General features: G+C 63.8%; 18 protein-coding genes. 6 read left to right on the top strand and 12 right to left on the bottom strand.

What is annotated here, in order from left to right; translation table 11 throughout:
• Positions 1-5 precede the first annotated feature (5 nt).
• The 3 genes from BST27_RS33850 to BST27_RS19075 form a co-directional block, all read right to left on the bottom strand.
• Positions 6-344, bottom strand: coding sequence for a transposase (locus BST27_RS33850; RefSeq protein WP_249025707.1), 339 nt, complete (start codon positions 342-344; stop codon positions 6-8).
• Positions 345-807: 463 nt separating this feature from the next.
• Positions 808-2,514 carry a PPE family protein gene (locus tag BST27_RS19070; protein ID WP_069421631.1) on the bottom strand — a complete coding sequence of 569 codons (1,707 nt, stop codon included), beginning with the start codon at positions 2,512-2,514 and terminating at the stop codon, positions 808-810.
• Positions 2,515-2,817: 303 nt separating this feature from the next.
• A complete protein-coding gene (locus BST27_RS19075) occupies positions 2,818-4,491 on the bottom strand; it encodes a PPE family protein (protein ID WP_069421637.1) in 1,674 nt (557 codons plus the stop codon).
• Positions 4,492-4,661: 170 nt separating this feature from the next.
• Between BST27_RS19075 and kstR2 the strand changes: the two genes are divergently transcribed.
• From kstR2 to BST27_RS19090, 3 genes are read left to right on the top strand one after another with little or no spacing between them, the layout of a single operon-like run.
• Positions 4,662-5,264 (top strand): TetR family transcriptional regulator KstR2, encoded by a 603-nt coding sequence (gene kstR2, locus BST27_RS19080; protein WP_139805242.1) that lies wholly within the window; start codon positions 4,662-4,664, stop codon positions 5,262-5,264.
• 2 nt (positions 5,265-5,266) lie between these two features.
• Positions 5,267-6,427, top strand: a complete 1,161-nt coding sequence (gene fadA6, locus BST27_RS19085) for a steroid 3-ketoacyl-CoA thiolase FadA6 (RefSeq protein WP_069421630.1) — start codon at positions 5,267-5,269, stop codon at positions 6,425-6,427.
• Positions 6,428-6,477: 50 nt separating this feature from the next.
• Positions 6,478-6,699, top strand: a complete 222-nt coding sequence (locus tag BST27_RS19090) for an MbtH family protein (protein ID WP_069421629.1) — start codon at positions 6,478-6,480, stop codon at positions 6,697-6,699.
• On the opposite strand, the gene BST27_RS19095 is transcribed toward BST27_RS19090, so the two are convergent.
• Positions 6,691-7,347 carry a TetR/AcrR family transcriptional regulator gene (locus BST27_RS19095; RefSeq protein ID WP_069421628.1) on the bottom strand — a complete coding sequence of 219 codons (657 nt, stop codon included), beginning with the start codon at positions 7,345-7,347 and terminating at the stop codon, positions 6,691-6,693. The genes BST27_RS19090 and BST27_RS19095 overlap by 9 nt on opposite strands.
• A gap of 87 nt (positions 7,348-7,434) precedes the next feature.
• Here BST27_RS19095 and BST27_RS19100 point away from each other — a divergent pair, with 87 nt between their 5' ends.
• Complete coding sequence (locus tag BST27_RS19100; protein WP_069421627.1) at positions 7,435-8,655, top strand: oxygenase MpaB family protein; 1,221 nt, start codon at positions 7,435-7,437, stop codon at positions 8,653-8,655.
• A gap of 36 nt (positions 8,656-8,691) precedes the next feature.
• On the opposite strand, the gene BST27_RS19105 is transcribed toward BST27_RS19100, so the two are convergent.
• The 5 genes from BST27_RS19105 to echA20 form a co-directional block, all read right to left on the bottom strand.
• A complete protein-coding gene (locus tag BST27_RS19105; protein WP_069421626.1) occupies positions 8,692-10,710 on the bottom strand; it encodes a fatty acid desaturase in 2,019 nt (672 codons plus the stop codon).
• A gap of 124 nt (positions 10,711-10,834) precedes the next feature.
• Positions 10,835-11,902 carry a (3aS,4S,5R,7aS)-5-hydroxy-7a-methyl-1-oxo-octahydro-1H-indene-4-carboxyl-CoA dehydrogenase gene (gene ipdC / locus BST27_RS19110; RefSeq protein WP_069421625.1) on the bottom strand — a complete coding sequence of 356 codons (1,068 nt, stop codon included), beginning with the start codon at positions 11,900-11,902 and terminating at the stop codon, positions 10,835-10,837.
• Positions 11,899-12,642, bottom strand: a complete 744-nt coding sequence (gene ipdB / locus BST27_RS19115) for a cholesterol ring-cleaving hydrolase subunit IpdB (protein ID WP_069421624.1) — start codon at positions 12,640-12,642, stop codon at positions 11,899-11,901. The genes ipdC and ipdB overlap by 4 nt, the downstream gene beginning before the upstream one ends.
• Positions 12,639-13,523, bottom strand: a complete 885-nt coding sequence (ipdA, locus tag BST27_RS19120; RefSeq protein ID WP_069421623.1) for a cholesterol ring-cleaving hydrolase subunit IpdA — start codon at positions 13,521-13,523, stop codon at positions 12,639-12,641. Before ipdA ends, ipdB begins: the two co-directional genes overlap by 4 nt.
• On the bottom strand, positions 13,520-14,278 hold the full coding sequence (gene echA20, locus BST27_RS19125) for a (7aS)-7a-methyl-1,5-dioxo-2,3,5,6,7,7a-hexahydro-1H-indene-carboxyl-CoA hydrolase (RefSeq protein ID WP_069421622.1): 759 nt from the start codon (positions 14,276-14,278) through the stop codon (positions 13,520-13,522). The genes ipdA and echA20 overlap by 4 nt, the downstream gene beginning before the upstream one ends.
• A gap of 69 nt (positions 14,279-14,347) precedes the next feature.
• Between echA20 and BST27_RS19130 the strand changes: the two genes are divergently transcribed.
• Positions 14,348-15,106, top strand: a complete 759-nt coding sequence (locus BST27_RS19130) for an SDR family oxidoreductase (RefSeq protein WP_069421635.1) — start codon at positions 14,348-14,350, stop codon at positions 15,104-15,106.
• Positions 15,107-15,130: 24 nt separating this feature from the next.
• Positions 15,131-16,042, top strand: coding sequence for an SDR family oxidoreductase (locus BST27_RS19135; RefSeq protein ID WP_069421621.1), 912 nt, complete (start codon positions 15,131-15,133; stop codon positions 16,040-16,042).
• 211 nt (positions 16,043-16,253) lie between these two features.
• Here the strand turns inward: BST27_RS19135 and BST27_RS19140 are convergent, their stop codons facing one another.
• From BST27_RS19140 to BST27_RS19150, 3 genes are read right to left on the bottom strand one after another with little or no spacing between them, the layout of a single operon-like run.
• Positions 16,254-16,706: a nitroreductase family deazaflavin-dependent oxidoreductase gene (locus BST27_RS19140; protein ID WP_069421620.1), complete on the bottom strand. Its 453-nt coding sequence runs from the start codon at positions 16,704-16,706 to the stop codon at positions 16,254-16,256.
• A gap of 10 nt (positions 16,707-16,716) precedes the next feature.
• A complete protein-coding gene (locus BST27_RS19145) occupies positions 16,717-17,103 on the bottom strand; it encodes a DUF8021 domain-containing protein (RefSeq protein ID WP_069421619.1) in 387 nt (128 codons plus the stop codon).
• 3 nt (positions 17,104-17,106) lie between these two features.
• Positions 17,107-18,270 (bottom strand): steroid 3-ketoacyl-CoA thiolase, encoded by a 1,164-nt coding sequence (locus BST27_RS19150; RefSeq protein WP_069421618.1) that lies wholly within the window; start codon positions 18,268-18,270, stop codon positions 17,107-17,109.
• Positions 18,271-18,386 lie beyond the last annotated feature (116 nt).

Below are 18,386 nucleotides of genomic sequence, written 5' to 3' on the forward strand. Positions count from 1 at the left end.
AAGAGTTAGCCAATCACCCGCTCAGGGGCGGGGACTTCTCCTGGCCAAAAACGGGGACTTCCAGATGGCCATTGACACGCGACCTCCCGCAACGCGTCCTTCTCCAGCTCAGCCTCGGCCAACAGCCTCTTCAACCGGGCGTTCTGCTCCCGCAACTCCCGCAGCTCTTTGGCGGCATCGGTGTCTATGCCGCCATAGGCGCGGCGCCAGTTGTACAGCGTGGCCGCCGAGACACCTAAATCGGCGGCGATCTCATCGCCAGTCTTGCCTTCAGCAGCCAACTCATCCGCGCGGCGCAACTTACGCACAATGTCCTCCGCGGAATGCCGCTTACGCCCAGCCATGTATTTCATCGTCCCTTCCAGCCCGACCTCGGGCCACAGGACTCTAAAACAAGCTGGACTCATTCACAGGGAACACGCCATGACCTCCCCAAACTTCGGCTCGAATCCAAGCGAGCGATGTTTGGGATGTTACGGCCACCACATGAAGACGTATGTGAATTATGTGAAAAGTTGGTGAGTGTCGTTGTTTGGGCGGATGACTGCGACTAGCGGAAGACTGCTTCAGCGGCTTCCGAAGACGATCGGCTCAACCACTTTGACCTCCGTTGATGTCAGTCGTTCGGATCAGCACGCCGTTACCGCCGCGAAGATGCGACTGCCCACGAGGCCACATGTAGCTCTTGCGGAAGTTCGTTGGCGGGAACTTCGACCCGAAACTCTCGCTGTCAGCGAACGCGACCGCCGCGTTGGTCAGCAGCCGTCAGCGCCCAGGGCCGTCGGCTGGAAATCCCGCATGCGGCTGTCACTTGGCCAGGCTCTTCAATATCGAAACGATGTTGAAGATGCCGGGTATCTGGCTGCCTGTGTTCAAGAGGCCGGAGATTTGGCCGGCCATCGCGACACCGCCGGGGCCCGTTGGTGCTCCGGTGTTAAAGAATCCGGATATCAGGCCATTTGTGCCGATCAAAGGGCTTGCGCCACTAGCGGTGTTGAAGAAGCCGGACATGAAGCCGTTGCCGGCGGCACCTGACGCCGTGTTGAAGAAGCCGGAGCTTCCTAAATTACCCGTATTTCCGTAGCCCGAATGTAGGTTGCCACTGTTCGTGGTGAAGCCGTTGCCCGTGTTTACGCTTCCGGAATTGAAGAATCCGGTGTTCCTGTCGCCGGAATTCCCGTCGAACGTGTTCCAACTGCCGGCGTTCTCCAGCCCTGTGTTGAAGGCGCCCGAGTTTCCGAATCCGGTGTTTACGCTGCCGGTGTTTCCGAAGCCGGTGTTGCCGCTTCCTGTGTTTCCGATACCGAAGTTCCCTTGAACGGCGTTCCCGATGCCGATGTTGCCGAAGCCGGAGTTGCCGATACCGATGCCTTGAATGTGGCCTGTGTTGTTGACGTTGATGTTGTGACCGGAGTTGAAGATGCCGACGTTGCCGTCCCCGGAGTTGAAGAAGCCGATGTTGCCGGTGCCCGAGTTGCCGAACCCGATGTTGCCGGAACCCGAGTTCAGACCGGTGAAAACGAACTCACCGTTCGCCGTGTTGTAGTAGGCGTTGCCGATGCCGACCAAATTGTTGCCGGTCAGGCCGAAACCGATGTTGTTATCGCCGGTGTTCCCGGCACCCCGGTTCCCGATGCCGCTGTTGCCGAACCCGATGTTGTTGCTGCCCTCATTCCCGAAACCGATATTGCCGGGGCCGTTGGCGGAGGTGTTGACGTTTCCAAAGCCTCTGTTGCCGTTGCCGGAGTTGCCGAATCCAATGTTGCCATTACCGGCGTTACCGCTGCCGATGTTGCCGTCGCCGGTATTGCCGCCGCCGAAGTTGCCGCTGCCTTTGTTGCCGTTGCCGATGTTGCCGGCGCCGTTGCCGCTGTTGTTGCCGTTGCCGATGTTGCCGCCGCCCTTGTTGCCGATGCCCAGGTTCGGGTCACCCGGGGCGGCGGGACCGACGCCTGCGGGGGCACCGAACAGTTGGCCGATGCCCGGCAGGTGCTGCAGCGTCTGCTGCCACGGTGCCAGCTGCGCGGCTACTGAGGAGACTGCGGAGTGATAGCCGGTCATCGCCGCCACGTCGGCGGCCCAGAACTCCTCGTAGGCGCCTTCGACCGCGGCGATAAAGGGGGCGTTGAAGCCGAAGAAGTTCGAGCGCACCAGCTGAACGAACGCATCGCGGTTCGCCGCGACGGCCAGCGGATGAACGACGGCGGACTTGGCTGCCTCGAAGGCACTGACTACCGCCTTGGCCTGTCCGGCCGCGCTTGCGGCGTGGGTTGAAGCTGCGTTCAAGAACGCCGAGTACGGCGAGGCGGCGGCCGCCATCGCGGTCGCGGACGGCCCCTGCCAGGCGCCGCTGACCAACTCGGACGTCACCACAGAGAAGGAGTTCGCGGCCGCGCTTAGCTCCTCGGCCAAACCGGACCAGGCCGCCGAGGCCTGCAGCATCGGGGCCGAGCCCGCGCCGAGGTACATCCGCAACGAGTTGATTTCGGGCGGCAAAACCAAGAAGTTGACCACTTTGACCTCCGGTGGATGTCCAGCGTTCCGGATTAGTACGCCGCGACAGGAGTGAAGATACGGCTACGGAGGGGACAACATGTGCGTTTTGCCTAAGATTCTCGACGAGAAAAAGTCGGGCCCTGAAAATTCGCTGCAATTGGGTGAACCGGGTGACCAGTTAGGCCGCTAACCGCCGACGCGTTGAGCTTCTGGCGCTTGGCGCGCGAGAAATTCCGCGAATATTTGACGGCCGCGTCAGCGGGTTCCGGATGCGCAGTGTTGGAAGTTACCGCCGCACGGGGCGGCGGTAACGTCACCTCGTCAGGTCAGGTCCCTCAGCAACTGAACAAGGCTGAGGACGCCGGCCATATGACTACCCCGGTTGAGGAAGCCAGAGATTTGGCCGGCAACCAAGTTGGTAACGACAGGCGCAGCGGTATTGAAGAAGCCCGAAACCTGGCCGTTAATGACACTCCCACCGCTTGCGCTGTTGAAGAAGCCAGACATCTGGCCGCTAGCAAACGAACCGGAAGCCGTGTTGTAGAAGCCCGAACTCGAAATGTTCCCGGTGTTGCCAAAGCCCGAGTGTTTGGCGTCGCTATTGGCGGTGGCCCCGAAGCCGGTGTTCGTGTTGCCGGAGTTGAAGAAGCCCGTGTTGAAGCTGCCCGAGTTGCCGTCGAACGTATTGGTACTGCCCGAGTTCTCCATACCGGTGTTGTAGGAGCCCGAATTTCCGAAGCCGGTGTTGGCGAAACTGGTGTTTCCGACACCGGTGTTCAACGTGCCTGTGTTGCCAAGGCCGAAGTTGCCTTGGCCGGTGTTGCCAATGCCGATGCTGCCAACGCCGGAGTTGCCAAAACCTATTCCTTGAAGTTTGCCAACATCGGCCTGGGTGATATTGGCGCCGGAATTGAAGATGCCGACGTTGCCGTCACCGGAGTTAAAGAAGCCGATGTTGTTGGTGCCCGAGTTGCCGAAGCCGATGTTGCCGCTGCCAGAGTTCAGGCCAGTGAAGACGAACTGGCCATTGGCGGTGTTGTAGTAGGCGTTGCCGATGCCGATCAGGTTGTCTCCGGTCAGGCCGAAGCCGATGTTGTTCTTGCCGGTGTTTCCGGCCCCCTGATTCCCGGTGCCGGTGTTGCCGAACCCGACGTTGTTGTTGCCATTGTTCCCGAAGCCGCTGTTCGCGTTTCCGGCGTTCCCGAAGCCTCTGTTGGCGTCTCCGGCGTTTCCAAAGCCGATGTTGCCGTGGCCCAGGTTCCCGCTGCCGATGTTGTTGTTGCCGGTGTTGCCGCCGCCGAAGTTGCCGCTACCGGTGTTGCCGTTGCCGATGTTGCCGGCGCCGTTCCCGCTGTTGTTGCCGTTGCCGATGTTGCCGCCGCCCTTGTTGCCGATGCCGAAGTTGGGATCGCCCGGGGCGGCCGGGCCGACTCCTGCTGGTGCGCCGAACAACTGGCCGATGCCCGGCAGGCCCTGCAGCGTCTGCTGCCACGGCGCCAGCTGGGCGGCCACCGCGGAGACCGCGGAGTGGTAGCCGGTCATCGCCGCCACGTCGGTGGCCCAGAATTCTTCGTAGGCGCTTTCCACGGCGGCGATGAAGGGTGCGTTGAAGCCGAAGAAGTTCGAACGCACCAGCTGAATGAATGCATCGCGGTTGGCGGCGACGGCCAGTGGGTGCACGATGGCGGCCTTGGCCGTCTCGAAAGCGCTCGCCACGGCCTCGGCCTGGGTGGCCGCGTCAGCGGCGTGGGCGGATGCTGCGTTCAAGAAGGCTGTGTACGGCGAGGCGGCGGCGGCCATCGCGGTCGCGGACGGGCCCTGCCAGGCGCCGTTGACCAACTCCGACGTCACAGACGAGAAGGAGTTCGCTGCGGTGCTGAGTTCCTCGGCCAAACCTGACCAGGCCGCCGACGCTTGGAGCATCGGGCCCGAGCCCGCGCCGAGGTACATCCGCAACGAGTTGATCTCGGGCGGCAAAAACGTGAAGTTGACCATTCTCACCTCCATTGACGTCCGTAATTCCGGAACAGCACGAATTGACAGCAGTGAAGATTAACGATCGCCACGCGACTACATGGGCGATTTGCGAAAGAGTCTCGGCGAGAAAAGTTCGCTCCGAGACACCGCCGTTGGCCGAGCAAGTGCTTGGTTGGTAGTCTGTCCGGGTGGACCGAGTGACCGGTCAGGCTAACAGCCGACGAGACGAGCTTCTGGCGCTCGCGGCGACGATGTTTGCCGAGCGCGGGTTACGCGCGACCACCGTGCGAGACATTGCCGACGGTGCCGGAATCCTCTCGGGCAGCCTGTACCACCACTTCGCCTCCAAGGAGGAGATGGTGGACGACCTGCTGCGCGGCTTCCTGGATTGGCTGTTCGAGCGCTACCAACAAATCATCGACAACGAGCCCAACCCCCTGGAACGCCTCAAAGGGTTGTTCATGACCTCGTTCGAGGCGATCGAGCACCGGCACGCCCAAGTCGTCATATATCAAGACGAGGCCCAGCGACTGTCGTCGCAACCCAGGTTCTCCTATCTCGAGGAACGCAACAAGCAGCAGCGAATGATGTGGGTCGACGTGCTCAATCAGGGCATCGAGGAGGGTTATTTCCGGGGCGACCTCGACGTCGATCTGGTTTACCGATTCATCCGCGACACCACATGGGTGTCGGTGCGCTGGTATCAACCCGGCGGGCCGCTCACCGCAGAGCAGGTAGGTCAGAAGTACCTCGCCATCGTGCTTGGCGGGATCAAGACAGAAGGAGTCTGAAAATGCCCGAGGCGTACGTCGTAGAGGCCGTACGGACCGCGGTCGGAAAGCGCAACGGCGCCCTGGCCGGGATACATCCCGTCGACCTGGGCGCACTGGGGTGGCGCGGCCTGTTCGACCGCGTCGATGTCGACCCCGCCGCCGTCGACGATGTGATCGCCGGTTGCGTGGACGCCATCGGCGGCCAGGCGGGCAACATCGCGCGGCTGTCATGGCTGGCCGCCGGCTTCCCCGAAGAGGTGCCCGGGGTCACCGTCGACCGGCAGTGCGGTTCCAGCCAGCAGGCCATTTCCTTTGGGGCCCAAGCGATCATGGCCGGCACGGCCGACCTCATCGTGGCCGGCGGCGTGCAGAACATGAGCCAGATCCCGATCTCGTCGGCGATGACCGTCGGCGAGCAGTTCGGGTTCACCACGCCGACAGCCGAATCCAAGCAATGGCTGCACCGCTACGGCGATCAGGAGATCTCTCAGTTCCGTGGCTCCGAGCTCATCGCCGAGAAGTGGAACCTGTCTCGGGAAGAGATGGAGCAGTTCGCGCTGACCAGTCACGAGCGCGCGTTCGCGGCGATTCGCGGCGGCCACTTCGACAACGAAATCATCACTGTGGAAACCGAATCCGGCCCGTTCCGGGTGGATGAGGGCCCGAGGGAGACGTCGCTGGAGAAGATGGCCGGCCTCAAGACGCTGGTCGAGGGCGGCCGGATAACGGCGGCGATGGCCAGTCAGATTTCCGACGGTGCCAGCGCTGTCCTGCTGGCCTCCGAGCAGGCCGTCAAGGATCATGGATTGACGCCACGGGCCCGCATTCATCACATCAGCGCCCGGGCCGCGGACCCGGTGTTCATGTTGACCGGCCCCATTCCGGCCACCCGATACGCGTTGGAAAAGACCGGCCTCTCCATCGACGACATCGACACCGTCGAGATCAACGAGGCGTTCGCGCCGGTAGTCCTCGCCTGGCTCAAGGAGATCAAGGCCGACCCGGCGAAGGTCAATCCAAATGGCGGAGCGATCGCACTCGGGCATCCGTTGGGCGCTACCGGTGCCAAGCTGTTCACCACCATGCTCAACGAGCTGGAACGAATCGGTGGTCGTTACGGACTGCAGACCATGTGCGAGGGTGGGGGCACGGCTAACGTCACCATCATCGAGCGGCTCTGATCTCGGCTGTCGCCCGTCGCTGGCGGCGTTGTGTGGAAAGCTGGGGGTCTATGAGCACCAATCCGTTTGACGACGAGAACGGGCGGTTCGTAGTTCTGGTCAACGACGAGGAACAGCACAGCCTGTGGCCAACCTTTGCCGAGGTCCCGGAGGGTTGGCGGGTCGTGTTCGGCGAAGACTCTCGACAGGCATGTCTGGACTACGTCGAACAGAATTGGCCGGACATCCGTCCGAAGAGCCTGCGTGACCGGCTCGCGGACGGGTCAGGATAACGAGCCCGACTTCTTATAGGAGTGCGCAATACCACCAACCGCCGCGACGCACAGGTTGGCGATCGCGGCGGCAAGTTCGGCAGGGGGTTCCTTGGGATCATCGAGCCAGTTTTCGATCAACTGATTTGCCCCACCCACGATGAACTGTGCGACGCGTTTCCACTCTTGGCGATTCGGTGTGTCGGGGCCCAGAACGTCCGGGGTGTACTGGACGACTGCATCGGCGATCATGTCGAGAATGCGCGTGCGGTGTTCGGCGAGGCCGGCGACGCTGCTCACGTCCTGGGTGGCGATGCGGTGAATGTGGGGGTCGGCCGCGAGGATTTCCAGGAACGCTTGGATGGCCGAACGGAGCTTGTCCTTCAGGGTGCCTGGGTCGCCGATGCCAGCTAGAACAATTGCCTGCAGCAACTCGTCGCGAACGTCGTCCGAAACGGCGAACAGCAGCGCTTCACGGTTCGGGAATTGCTCGTAGAAGTAGCGGGGGGTCAGGCCGGCTGCTGCGCACACGCCGCGTATCGTCACGTCGGAGACTCCTGACTCGCCCCAGATGCGCCGACCCGCGGCGAGCAGCTTGCGGCGGCGTTCGGCGATGCGGTCGGCTGCGCTCACGCCGCCGTAACCGCGTACCACCTCCGCTCGCTTCATTGACAGTCAGGGTACCCCAAGCATACTTTCTGACTACAAGTGTTATCCAAAGTTAATTTCGAGAATTTTTCCGCGAGAGGAGCGTGGGTGAACCAGCCGATTCCGGCGCGCCATCCTGATCGTCCGCGCAAGGTTCCTCCCGCTATCCGCCTGTTGGCGCTGGTGCTCGGCCTGCGTGGACCCAATGACGGGGAAATGCAGCGGTTCGGCGAGAGCTTAACCGTGGGCGACGAGCCGATGGACCGTCTGGTCGAGTGGATGTCGGCCGTCGGAATGGAACATACGCGCCCGTTGTTCGAGCGCGCCTTGCGTGACGGCATCGCCAATGTTCCCGCGGCTCCCGAACCCTTGAGCGAATTCTTCGTCGAGGTTGAGAAGGTTCCGGACTGGGTCGACTGGGAAATCCTGCGCCGGGGCCAAACGGCGCTACGTAGTGGCGGAGCCGACGGCATGTACGTTGCACGCGACGTGTCACTTCTTGGCGGGTATCAATTCGCGGCTTTCAACCAGACGCTGCTTCGGACGGGGGCACTGGAGAAGGGGTCGAACAGGCGGTTTGCCGAGACGATGCAGTGGGCGATGGACGTCATCTCCGAAGACGGCCTGGCCCCGCAAGGAGTGGGCTACCGGTCCACGCTCCGCGTCCGTTTTATTCACGCGTTGGTCCGACGGCACGTGGCGGCGATGCCGGACTGGCGCGCCGACCAATGGGGCCTGCCGATCAACCAGACGGACATGGCGGCCACGCTCGTCGGCGCACTCATTGCCCCACCCGTTGGCGGCATCGGTATGGGAATACTGCTTACGCCAAGGGAATTCGATGCAATCGCGCACGTGACCCGGTACGCGGGCTGGCTGATGGGTGTTGAGGAAGAGTGGTTACCGCAGAGTTTTCGAGACGGCGTCCGCATCCTGTATCACACGCTGAGCGCGATCTCGACGCCCGACGAAACCACCAAACAATTGGCGGTGCCAATGGCTGCGGACCCGCTGAGTTGGAACTACGAACACTTGCCCAGCCTGCGCCGTCGCCTCGCTTGGCTCCAACACTTGTCTGTCACCAGCGGTTTTCTCGGACGTGGGGGCATGGCCACGCTCGGTCTGCCGACCTACATCCCACCCGTGTATCCGGTGTTGCGGTTCCCGTTCAACGTCGCCCGCAGCCTCGTCGACCTGAGCTTGCCGGGCGGGCGCGGTCGCGCCGCAGCGCGCGGCGAGCGTGAGCATAAAGCGTTGATGCAGACCATGATTGGCGACGGTGGAGCCACGGTCGGTGAGGCCGCGACGCACGTGGATGGAGTCGCCTGAAGGCTGACGGGTGTTCCCGCCAACCTCCGCGGCGCGCTACGCGTCGTAGTCGACAGAGACGAACGGTGTCGTCGGATGTGATTGGCAGGTAAGGATGTAACCCGCATCCAACTCGGACCGGCCCAACGCGAAGTTGTGGTCCATCTCCACTTCGCCTTCGATCAGTTTGGCACGGCAGGTGCCGCACGCGCCGCCCATGCACGCATACGGCGCATCGCTGCGGCGTTGCAGCGCGCCTTCCAGAATGGAGTCTCCGGGGGTTAGATCGAAGGTCTCCTGTTTCCCGGACAGCGTGAAGGTGACGGTCGCCGTGTCGTACGACTGCTGGGTAGTCGGCGCATCCGCGTACCCGAAGAAGAGCTCGACGTGAATGTGCTCGGGGGCCACGTCATGCTTGACCAACACATCCCGCAGGTTCGAAATCATCTCGAGCGGACCGCAGAGGAACCACTCGTCAACATCGGCCGGGCGCAAGCGATCCGCCAGCCAGGTGCTGAGCTTGTCCCGGTCGATGCGCCCACGCAGCTCCGGAATGTGCATCGACTCGTTGGACAGCACATGCAAGATCTCGAGCCGGTCCGCATACCGAGACTCCAGCCGGTCGAGCTCGGCGCGGAACATCGTCGACTCCCAAGTCCGGTTGCCGTAGATCAGGGTGAACCGGCTTTCGGTCTCGACCTCGAGCGTCGTCGCGATGATGGACAACACCGGCGTGATCCCGCTGCCGGCGACCAGGCCGACGTAGTGCTTGCGGTTCAGCGGATCCAGCGGGGTGCCGAATCGGCCCGTCGGCGTCATCAGCTCCAGCACGTCACCGGCCTTGAGATCATTGGCCACGAACGTCGAAAACGCCCCGCCGGGAATGTGTTTGACGGCAATCCGCAGTTGGGCCCGGGTGGCAGGAGCGCAGATCGAATAGTTGCGCCGAACGTTCTGGCCGCCAAGGTCGGTGCGCACGGTTACGTGCTGCCCCGGCTCGAAGCGGAACGCGTCCTGTAGTGCTTCGGGCACCGCGAACGTGACCAGCGTGCTGTCGGCGGTGATGGGATCGACCGACGCGACCGGGATGCGGTGCAACACCGCATGTGTTGAGCTCGAGCGGGATGGCATCCGCACCGGCAGTAGCTTCGCGAGCCGGCCGTTCAGCTCCTTCCACTCGCGGTATTCGTCCGGATTCAGTTGCTGCCCAAAGACCGTGCCGATGGCGGCATTGCGCTCGAGGTAGGCCTCCTCGTTGCGCCGCCACGTCCGCAGATACCGGTAGAACGGCACCGACGGGTGCAGGTGGTGCACCAGGTGATAGTTCTGCGACAAAAGCACCGGGGTGAACAGCCACTCCGCGCCGACGCGGTTGCGGGTTGCGCGGTAGCGGTTGGAACGCTGAGTGTCCTCCAGCCCATGGTGGGGCAGCCAGTCGAACCACCACGCCAAGATGGTGACGCCGATGCGTTGCGGAATCAGGAAGACGACCGCCAGCGTCCAGAAGTTGCCGGTGACGATCGCGGTGATGAGCCCTGCGATGCTCAGGGTCATCATCACCAACGTCTCGGCGACCTCGGCGACCGGGCGGCTGCGGGCACGCGGCAGGTAGTAACGCAGGTAGAAGTACTCCACCGCCGGCCAGCGAAACGGCAGCTGCCACCACTTGCCATGCGACGCGAAGGTGTCGGGGTCCTGTTCGTCGTCGTTGGAGTGCCGATGGTGCTGAATGTGTATGTACCCGAATGACGGGAAGGCGACCACGGGCCCGACGAACAGCCATGCCAGCCGGCCAAGAAGTCCATTGACCCAGCGCGTTGAGCTGATCGAGTAGTGCGAGGCGTCGTGCACGACGGTGAACATGACGAAAGTGACCGCCGCGTTGACCGGGATCGTGACCCAAGCGGGCGACCAGCCGTTGATGTACCCGGTCGTGGATACGACGAATGCCGTGAGGCCAGCGAGGTAGATCCCGACGGTGGGCAAAGCGAGCTTGGGTACCCACTCACCGGGGTCCGGCAGAGCATGGGGTGCGGCCGACTCAGGAGCCGCGTGCTGCTTCTCAACGGTCGTCATAGCGCGTAGCCTAGCCCATGCACCCGACGAGCTCAGAGTGTAAAGTTTTTGGACTTTTCGCTGGTTACGGGCGTTTTGCCGGTCTACCTGGGCCGTCGGGAACAGTCCCGCAGATTTGCTACCGCTATTCGATGAACGCGGACGCTTGCTGCAGATGCTCGATCGCTTCCCGAACGATCGACTCGATCAATTCCGCGCAGGACGGCAGGTCGTCGAGAATCCCGGCGACCTGGCCCGAGGCCAGCACCCCGGCCTCGGTGTTGCCCTCGACCAACCCGGCCTTGAGCAACATCGGGGTATTCGCCGCCATCACCACTTGCGACCAGGTCAACTCCTTGCCGTGGCGCATGGCCAGGCCGTCTTGAATCATCGACCGCCAGGTCATCCCCGACATCTGCTTGAACTTGGCGGCATTGCGCACCGCAGCGGTAAATCCCCGAGCCCGCGAACCACTTTCCAGTTTCTCCACCAGTCCGGTACGCAGCACCCGGTGCGGCATGCCGTCGACGCGGGTGGTGACGACGGTGCCGTCGAGCGCAGCCTCCAAGTAACGCCGTTTGACGGCGTCGGGCACGGTGGAGTCCGAGGTGAGTAGGAACCGGGTGCCCATGGCGACACCCGCGGCGCCGTAGGACAGCGCTGCGGCCAGTCCGCGCCCGTCGAAGAAACCGCCGGCGGCGATCACCGGGATACCGGTGCCCTTCACCGCGTCGAGCACCGACGGCAGTAGCAGGGTGGTGGCGACGGGTCCGGTGTGGCCGCCGCCTTCGCCGCCCTGCACGATCATCGCGTCGGCGCCCCAGCTCGCGACCTTGCGCGCATGCTTGGCCGCACCGATCGACGGAATCACCACGGCGCCAGCCTCTTTCAGCCGGGCGATCAGCTCCTGCTTGGGTGCCAACGCGAAGGAAGCCACCTTGACGCCCTCGCGGATCATGAGCTCGACGCGGTCACCGGCGTCGGCGGCGTCCGCCCTGATGTTGACGCCGAACGGCTTGTCGGTGTTTGCCTTGACCTTCTTGATCGCCGTCGCCAATTCGTCCAGCGTCATTGTCGCCGAGGCGAGGATGCCGAGTCCGCCCGCATTGGCCGTCGCCGACACCAGTCGCGCGCCGGCCACCCAACCCATCCCCGTTTGCACCACGGGGTGTTCGATCCCGACGAGTTCGGTCAGCGGCGTGCGCAGTCTCACGACCGTATCTCTCTGTCGCGCAGCGCCTTCGGGTCGATCACCTCGCGAATCAAACGAAGTTCTTCGTCTGTCGGCTGCCGTGATTCCGCGGCCTCGTCGAGTCCGTGCACCTCAAACGATGTGGCCTCACGCACCTCGTCGGGCGTTACCCCGGGGTGCAAGGACAGGGCGCGCATGGTGTGCTCCGGACCGCCGAAGTCGAACACACCGAGGTTGGACACCACCCGGTAGACGTTGACGAACCGGAACGCCGGATTGTCCTTGTCCACCTTGTCGTAGCCGATGCCCGAGACTATGTCGACGGCGTCGGTGAAAACCCGCTTGGAGTGGTTACCCACCCAGTAGCTGGTCGCGTGGTTGATGGTGTTGCCCGGCGAACCCCGCACGCCGAACATCTGCCGGGTGGGCTTCTGCAGTTGCCCGAACGCCGAAATGTTCTGATTGCCGTAGCGGTCAACCTGATTCGCGCCCATCACGACATGGCGCCGGCCCCAGGCCAATGTTTCGAAAACCCGGCCGAACGGCATCCAGCCCTCGATGGCTCCCGGCTTGCCCAGCGCTGGGGTGTCGGCCAGCAGTTGCGCCTCTCCGTCGGTCAGCAGGATGTCGGGTGAGAAGGTGAGGCGCGCCAGGCGCGCTCCGACGGAGGCCATGTTCGTCATCGGGCTGATCATGATTTCACCTGCGTCCCGGAACAATTCGGCACAGGCGACCGCGCATACTTCCGCTCGGGTGCTCACTTGGCTGCCTCCTCACCGAATGCGCGCACGGCCTTCTGGTAGTCCTCTTCACTGCCGGACAGGTAGGTCTGAACGAACTGCTGCCAGCCCTCTTCGGAACCGGCGGCCTCGGCGTAGTGCCGCTGGAACTTTTCGTCGCGCCCGTAATCGGGTGCGGCGGTGGTGAAGTGCGCCCCACCTGGCGCCTCCACCACGGCGTCGACCATCATGCGGTTGACCAAAAGTGCCTGTGGAGGTACGGCTTTGATCAGGTCCTCGGTCGGAACAATCCGCTCCACGGAGAGGAACCGCTTTTCGGCGGCCATCAGGAACAGGTCGTCGAAGTAGGGGTCGATGCCGGTGTAGGCCGCGTTGCCTTTGGCGTCGCCGATATTGAGGTGGGCAAAGGCCGCGTCCAGGCGCAGCGCCGGCATCGCGATCAGCTTTTCGTACCCGCCGCCGGGCGCGGGGTAGGGGCTGGTCACGGTCTGCAGCTCGCCCTCCCAGAAGTCGACCACCGAACTTCCCAGTCCGGCCCGGATGGGCAGGAACGGAAGTCTTTGTGCGGCAGCCTGTAAGCCGCAGCGCAGCATGCCCTCGTCCATCTCGCGGGCCTCAATCGCGCCGCTGGTACGGGCTTTGGCGAACCATGGGTCGTAGAACGGCGGTGAATCCAGCGAAACGAACCCGTAGTAAACGCGTTTCACCTTGCCGGCCGAACACAGCAGTCCGAGGTCGGGACCGCCGTAGGTGACTACCGTCAGGTCTTTGATATCGGTGCGCAGGATGGCGCGCACGAAAGCCATCGGCTTGCGTCGCGACCCCCAGCCGGCGATGCCGATGGTCATCCCGCTTTCCAACTGGGCTACGGCCTCGTCCAGGGTGGTGACCTTGTTCGTCATTCCTTCTTGCCCTTCGACGTGCCGGCGAACGCGTCGCGGTGCTCGTCGGCGACACCGGCGAGGTTGAGCTCGAACGTGAAGCCTTGTTCCATCCGGTAACTCGAGTTCACTCGTTGAACGTCAATGAAGTTCAGCGCTTCCTTGGCCGCGCGGATGACCCGGGTGTCCTTCGCGGCGATGTCACGGGCAACCCTCAGCGCCGCCTCGTCCAACTGGTCGCGGGGGACCACCTCGTGCACCGAGCCGAAGTGGTGCAGGGTGGCCGCGTCCACCGTGGCTGCGGTGAAGAACAACCGCCGCATCATGTGCTGTGGCACCAGCCGGGACAGGTGGGTGGCGGCACCTAGTGCGCCGCGTTCTACTTCCGGCAATCCGAAGGTGGCGTCGTCGGAAGCGACGATGACGTCCGAGTTGCCCACTAGGCCGATGCCGCCGCCGACGCAAAAGCCGTTCACCGCGGCAACCACCGGCACCGCGCACTCATAGACCGCACGGAATGCGTGGAAGCAGCCACGGTTGGCGTCGATCAGGGCGGTGAATCCCTCGGTCCGCTGCATCTCCTTGATGTCCACACCGGCGTTGAAGCCGCGGCCTTCCGCGCGCAAGATCACCACATGGGTATCGGGATTGGCGCCGGCGGCCGTAATGGCGTCGCCTAGCTCGAACCATCCCCGCGAGGGAATGGCGTTGACGGGCGGATAGTCGACCGTGACGGCGACTATGCCTGGTTCCACGGTTGCGGATGTGATGGTCATGGCACTTCCTGGTGGGGGTCCAAGTTACCTAAGCAAGCACTTGCTTGGTACGCTAGCACAGTGGACGGCATCAATTTCGGTCTGGCTGGGCGAGTGGTGCTGGTGACGGGGGGCGTTCGCGGCGTCGGCGCAGGTATCAGCTCGGTGTTCGCCGAGCAGGGCGCGACGGTCGTGACGTGCGCCAGACGTGCTGTCGAAGGCCTGCCCTATGAATTCCATTCCTGCGACGTTCGCGACGAGGAGGCCGTCAAGGCCCTGATCGACACGATCGTGGACCGGCACGGCCGGCTCGACGTCGTCGTCAACAACGCCGGCGGTTCGCCGTATGTGTTGACCGCGGAGTCCACCCCGAAGTTCAACCGCAAGATCATCGAACTGAATCTGATTGGCGGTCTGTTTGTTTCGCAGTACGCCAACGACAAGATGCAAGCTCAGCCCGAGGGTGGTTCGATCGTCAACATCTGCAGCCTCAGCGGTAGGCGACCGTCGCCGGGCACCGCCGCGTACGGCGCGGCGAAGGCCGGGCTGGAGAGCCTGACGCAGACGTTTGCCGTCGAGTGGGGCCCGAAAGTCAGGGTGAACGCGTGTGTGGTCGGCATGGTGGAAACCGAACAGGCGGACCTGTTTTACGGTGACGCCGAGTCGATCGCCGCGATATCCAAGAACGTGCCGTTGGGCCGGCTAGCCAAGCCCGACGACGTTGGTTGGGCCGCAGCGTTTTTGGCTTCGGACGCGGCCTCGTACATCAGTGGTGCCACATTGGAGGTGCATGGCGGCGGTGAGCCGCCGCACTACTTGTCCACCACGAATGCCAGTGCGGTCAAGTAGACGGAAACAGTAAGGGGACAAACGATGGGAGTGGTTGACGGCCGGGTGGTCATCGTCACTGGGGCGGGTGGCGGTATCGGTCGCGCGCATGCGCTCGCCTTCGCGGCAGAGGGCGCGCGTGTGGTGGTCAACGACATCGGTGTAGGCCTGGACGGCTCACCCGCAAGCGGTGGCAGCGCGGCACAAAGCGTCGTCGACGAAATCATCGCCGCCGGTGGGGAAGCCGTCGCCAACGGATCCAACGTCGCCGACTGGAACCAGGCGGCGGAACTGGTTCAAACCGCCATCGACACCTTCGGTGGCCTGGACATCCTGGTCAACAATGCCGGAATCGTGCGTGACCGGATGATCGCCAACACCAGCGAGGAAGAGTTTGACGCCGTCATCGCCGTGCACCTCAAGGGTCACTTCGCCACAATGCGGCACGCGGCGTCCTATTGGCGCGGCCTTTCCAAAGCCGGTCAGGCGGTGGACGCGCGGATCATCAACACCAGTTCCGGTGCCGGGCTGCAGGGCAGCGTCGGGCAGGGCAACTACAGCGCGGCCAAGGCCGGAATTGCGGCGCTGACGCTCGTTGCGGCCGCCGAACTGGGCCGTTACGGCATAACCGTCAACGCCATTGCGCCGTCGGCCCGCACCCGCATGACCGAGACTGTCTTCGCCGAGATGATGGCAACGCAGGACCAGGATTTCGATGCAATGGCGCCAGAGAACATCTCGCCGTTGGTGGTGTGGCTGGGCAGCGTCGAGTCGCGCGACATCACCGGGCAGGTGTTCGAGGTCGAGGGCGGCAAGATCCGGGTCGCCGAGGGATGGGCGCACGGTCCGCAGATCGACAAGGGCGCTAAGTGGGACCCCGCCGAGTTGGGCCCGGTGGTAGCGGACTTGCTGGCCAAGGCGCGCACGCCGGTCCCCGTCTACGGTGCTGGTGCCTAGAGTATGTGACGGCGGCCTAGTCGCGGTCTCCCGGGGCGGCTCCACCGCGCTGGGCCACCATTGGGAACTGCGGGCCGACGGGGAGATCGATCGCGAAAAGCGTCCGCGCTAAGGATGATTGGAAGGCGTTGAGACCGCGTCCTGGGCGAGGAAGTGCGAGTAGACGCCGCCTAAAGTGCAGAGTCAGCGGGCGAAGCGGCGCACGTGATGGCTACGGGTCGCAGACTACGAGCGGGATTACGCGATCGGTCCACGTCTGGTAGTCGTCGAGCGGCGGATACAAGGCCGCCAGCTGCGACCAGTATCGTTCGCGCTCTTCGTCAGTGGCTTCGCGGGCCTGCAGCTGCAGCACCTCTTTGCCGATCTGCACCTGCACCTTCGGGTTGGCCTTCAGGTTGAGGTACCACAACGGATGCTTGTTGGAACCGCCCCGCGACGCGGGCACCACCACGCGGTCGCCGTCGCGCACATAGATCAACGGGGTCACCCGGGGTTCACCGGTCTTACGACCAATGGTGGTCAGCAGCGCGACCGGGGCCTTCTGAATTGTGCCGCCGAGCCTTCCGTTGCTGAGCCGGTACAGCCGGGCGTTGAAGCGCGACATCCACTTGATGAAGAAGTCGGCGAACGGCGAATTCAAGAACCGTGGTGCTGTTTTCGGCATGGCGGTAATCCTAGTTACGAAGGAACGGCTTGAAGTGAGCCCGGATGTGCTGAATCTCAGCTTTGCCGCTGGGGCTGTCGGCAGGGATCACGAAGGTCTCGCTGACCCGCGCGGCGATCCGCCGGCCGGCGAACGCTGCCTTGGTCAGCACGTCGTAGCCGGCATGCACCTCGTCGCCGTCGATGCGGTAATCCGGTGGCGTGGCGTCGGCGATAATTCGGTACTGAAGCCCGCGATTGAGGCTGCGCCGCAACTGATCTCCGGAGAAGCCGTTCTTCAGGCCCAGCTCGATGCGGGTGCAGCCGGCCGCGAACGGGACCGCTGCCGCGTCATGGGTCACCAACGCATCGATGTATGCCTGCGCGGCCTCAACCCGGCTCTCGTCGGAGACACGCACTGACTAGATGCGTTCGATGATGGTGCCCGTCGACAGGGCGCCACCGGCGCACATGGTGATCAGCGCGGTGCTCTGGTCGGTGCGCTCCAGTTCGTGCAGCGCGGTGGTGATCAGCCGGCTGCCGGTGGAGCCCACCGGGTGTCCCAGCGCGATGGCCCCGCCGTTGACGTTGACCCGGTCCATGTCGGGTTCGTGGACCCGGGCCCAGGACAGCACGACGGAGGCGAAGGCCTCGTTGATCTCGACGATGTCGATGTCGCCGATCTTCATGCCGGCCTTCTCCAGCACCTTCGCCGTCGACTGCACCGGCCCGTCGAGGTGGTAGTACGGCTCGGCGCCGACGAGAGCGTGGCTGACGATCCGGGCGCGCGGGCGCAGGCCGAGTGCTTTGGCCTTGTCTTCGTCCATCCACAACACCGCGGCCGCGCCGTCGGAAATCTGCGACGACGTGCCCGCCGTGTGAATGCCGCCTTCGATCACCGGCTTGAGCTGGCTCAGACCCTCGAGGGTGGTCTCGCGCAGGCCCTGGTCGCGGGTGACGGGGGCACGCTCGTCGGTCGGCTGCTTGTTCTCGTCCAGCACCGGGGCCTCGATTGGCGAGATCTCCCGGTCGAAGCGGCCCTCGGCCCACGCCTGCTTGGCCTTGCGCTGCGAGTCGAACCCGAACTGGTCGATGTCCTCGCGCGAGATGCCGCGGCGCTTGGCGATCCGCTCGGCGGCGGTGAACTGGTCGGGCAGGTCGATGTCCCACGAAGCGGGTCGCAGGATGCTGCGGTCGGGACCGGCGTTAGCGCCCAGGCCCACCCGGCTCATGGCCTCAATCCCACAGGCGATGCCGATGTCGATCACGCCGGCCGCGATCAGCCCGGCTACCAGGCCGTTGGCCTGCTGACTGCTGCCGCACTGGCAATCCACGGTCGTAGCGCCGACGTGTTCGGGCAGCCCGGCCACGAGCCAGCTCACCCGGGTGATGTTGTTGGACTGCTCGCCGAACTGCGTAACGCAGCCACCGACGACCTGTTCGACGTCGCCGGCGTCAATACCGGCCTTCTCCACCAGCGCCTTCTGAGTCGCCCCGAGAAGTTCGGTGGCGTGCAGTCCTGATAGCCATCCCCCGCGCTTGCCGATCGGGCTGCGAGTGGCTTCGACGATTACCGGGTTACCCATGTGGCAAGGCTAGAACACGTTTCATTAATATGACAAGCAAGGATGCTCGGATGCCTTTTGCCTACGGTTAAGGCATGTTTTACTGGCATCAGAAGAACACTAGGACAGCTAGTGCT

This window comes from Mycobacterium intermedium (assembly GCF_002086275.1).
Lineage (GTDB): Bacteria > Actinomycetota > Actinomycetes > Mycobacteriales > Mycobacteriaceae > Mycobacterium > Mycobacterium intermedium.

What these genes read in the sequence shown, in the direction of transcription:
- BST27_RS19105 (WP_069421626.1), bottom strand. Translation starts at nt 10,710, where the DNA reads ATGACGACCGTTGAGAAGCAGCACGCGGCTCCTGAGTCGGCCGCACCC.
- ipdA (WP_069421623.1), bottom strand. Translation starts at nt 13,523, where the DNA reads ATGACGAACAAGGTCACCACCCTGGACGAGGCCGTAGCCCAGTTGGAA.
- echA20 (WP_069421622.1), bottom strand. Translation starts at nt 14,278, where the DNA reads ATGACCATCACATCCGCAACCGTGGAACCAGGCATAGTCGCCGTCACG.
- BST27_RS19090 (WP_069421629.1), top strand. Translation starts at nt 6,478, where the DNA reads ATGAGCACCAATCCGTTTGACGACGAGAACGGGCGGTTCGTAGTTCTG.
- BST27_RS19135 (WP_069421621.1), top strand. Translation starts at nt 15,131, where the DNA reads ATGGGAGTGGTTGACGGCCGGGTGGTCATCGTCACTGGGGCGGGTGGC.
- fadA6 (WP_069421630.1), top strand. Translation starts at nt 5,267, where the DNA reads ATGCCCGAGGCGTACGTCGTAGAGGCCGTACGGACCGCGGTCGGAAAG.
- BST27_RS19075 (WP_069421637.1), bottom strand. Translation starts at nt 4,491, where the DNA reads ATGGTCAACTTCACGTTTTTGCCGCCCGAGATCAACTCGTTGCGGATG.
- BST27_RS19150 (WP_069421618.1), bottom strand. Translation starts at nt 18,270, where the DNA reads ATGGGTAACCCGGTAATCGTCGAAGCCACTCGCAGCCCGATCGGCAAG.
- BST27_RS33850 (WP_249025707.1), bottom strand. Translation starts at nt 344, where the DNA reads ATGGCTGGGCGTAAGCGGCATTCCGCGGAGGACATTGTGCGTAAGTTG.
- BST27_RS19140 (WP_069421620.1), bottom strand. Translation starts at nt 16,706, where the DNA reads ATGCCGAAAACAGCACCACGGTTCTTGAATTCGCCGTTCGCCGACTTC.
- BST27_RS19095 (WP_069421628.1), bottom strand. Translation starts at nt 7,347, where the DNA reads ATGAAGCGAGCGGAGGTGGTACGCGGTTACGGCGGCGTGAGCGCAGCC.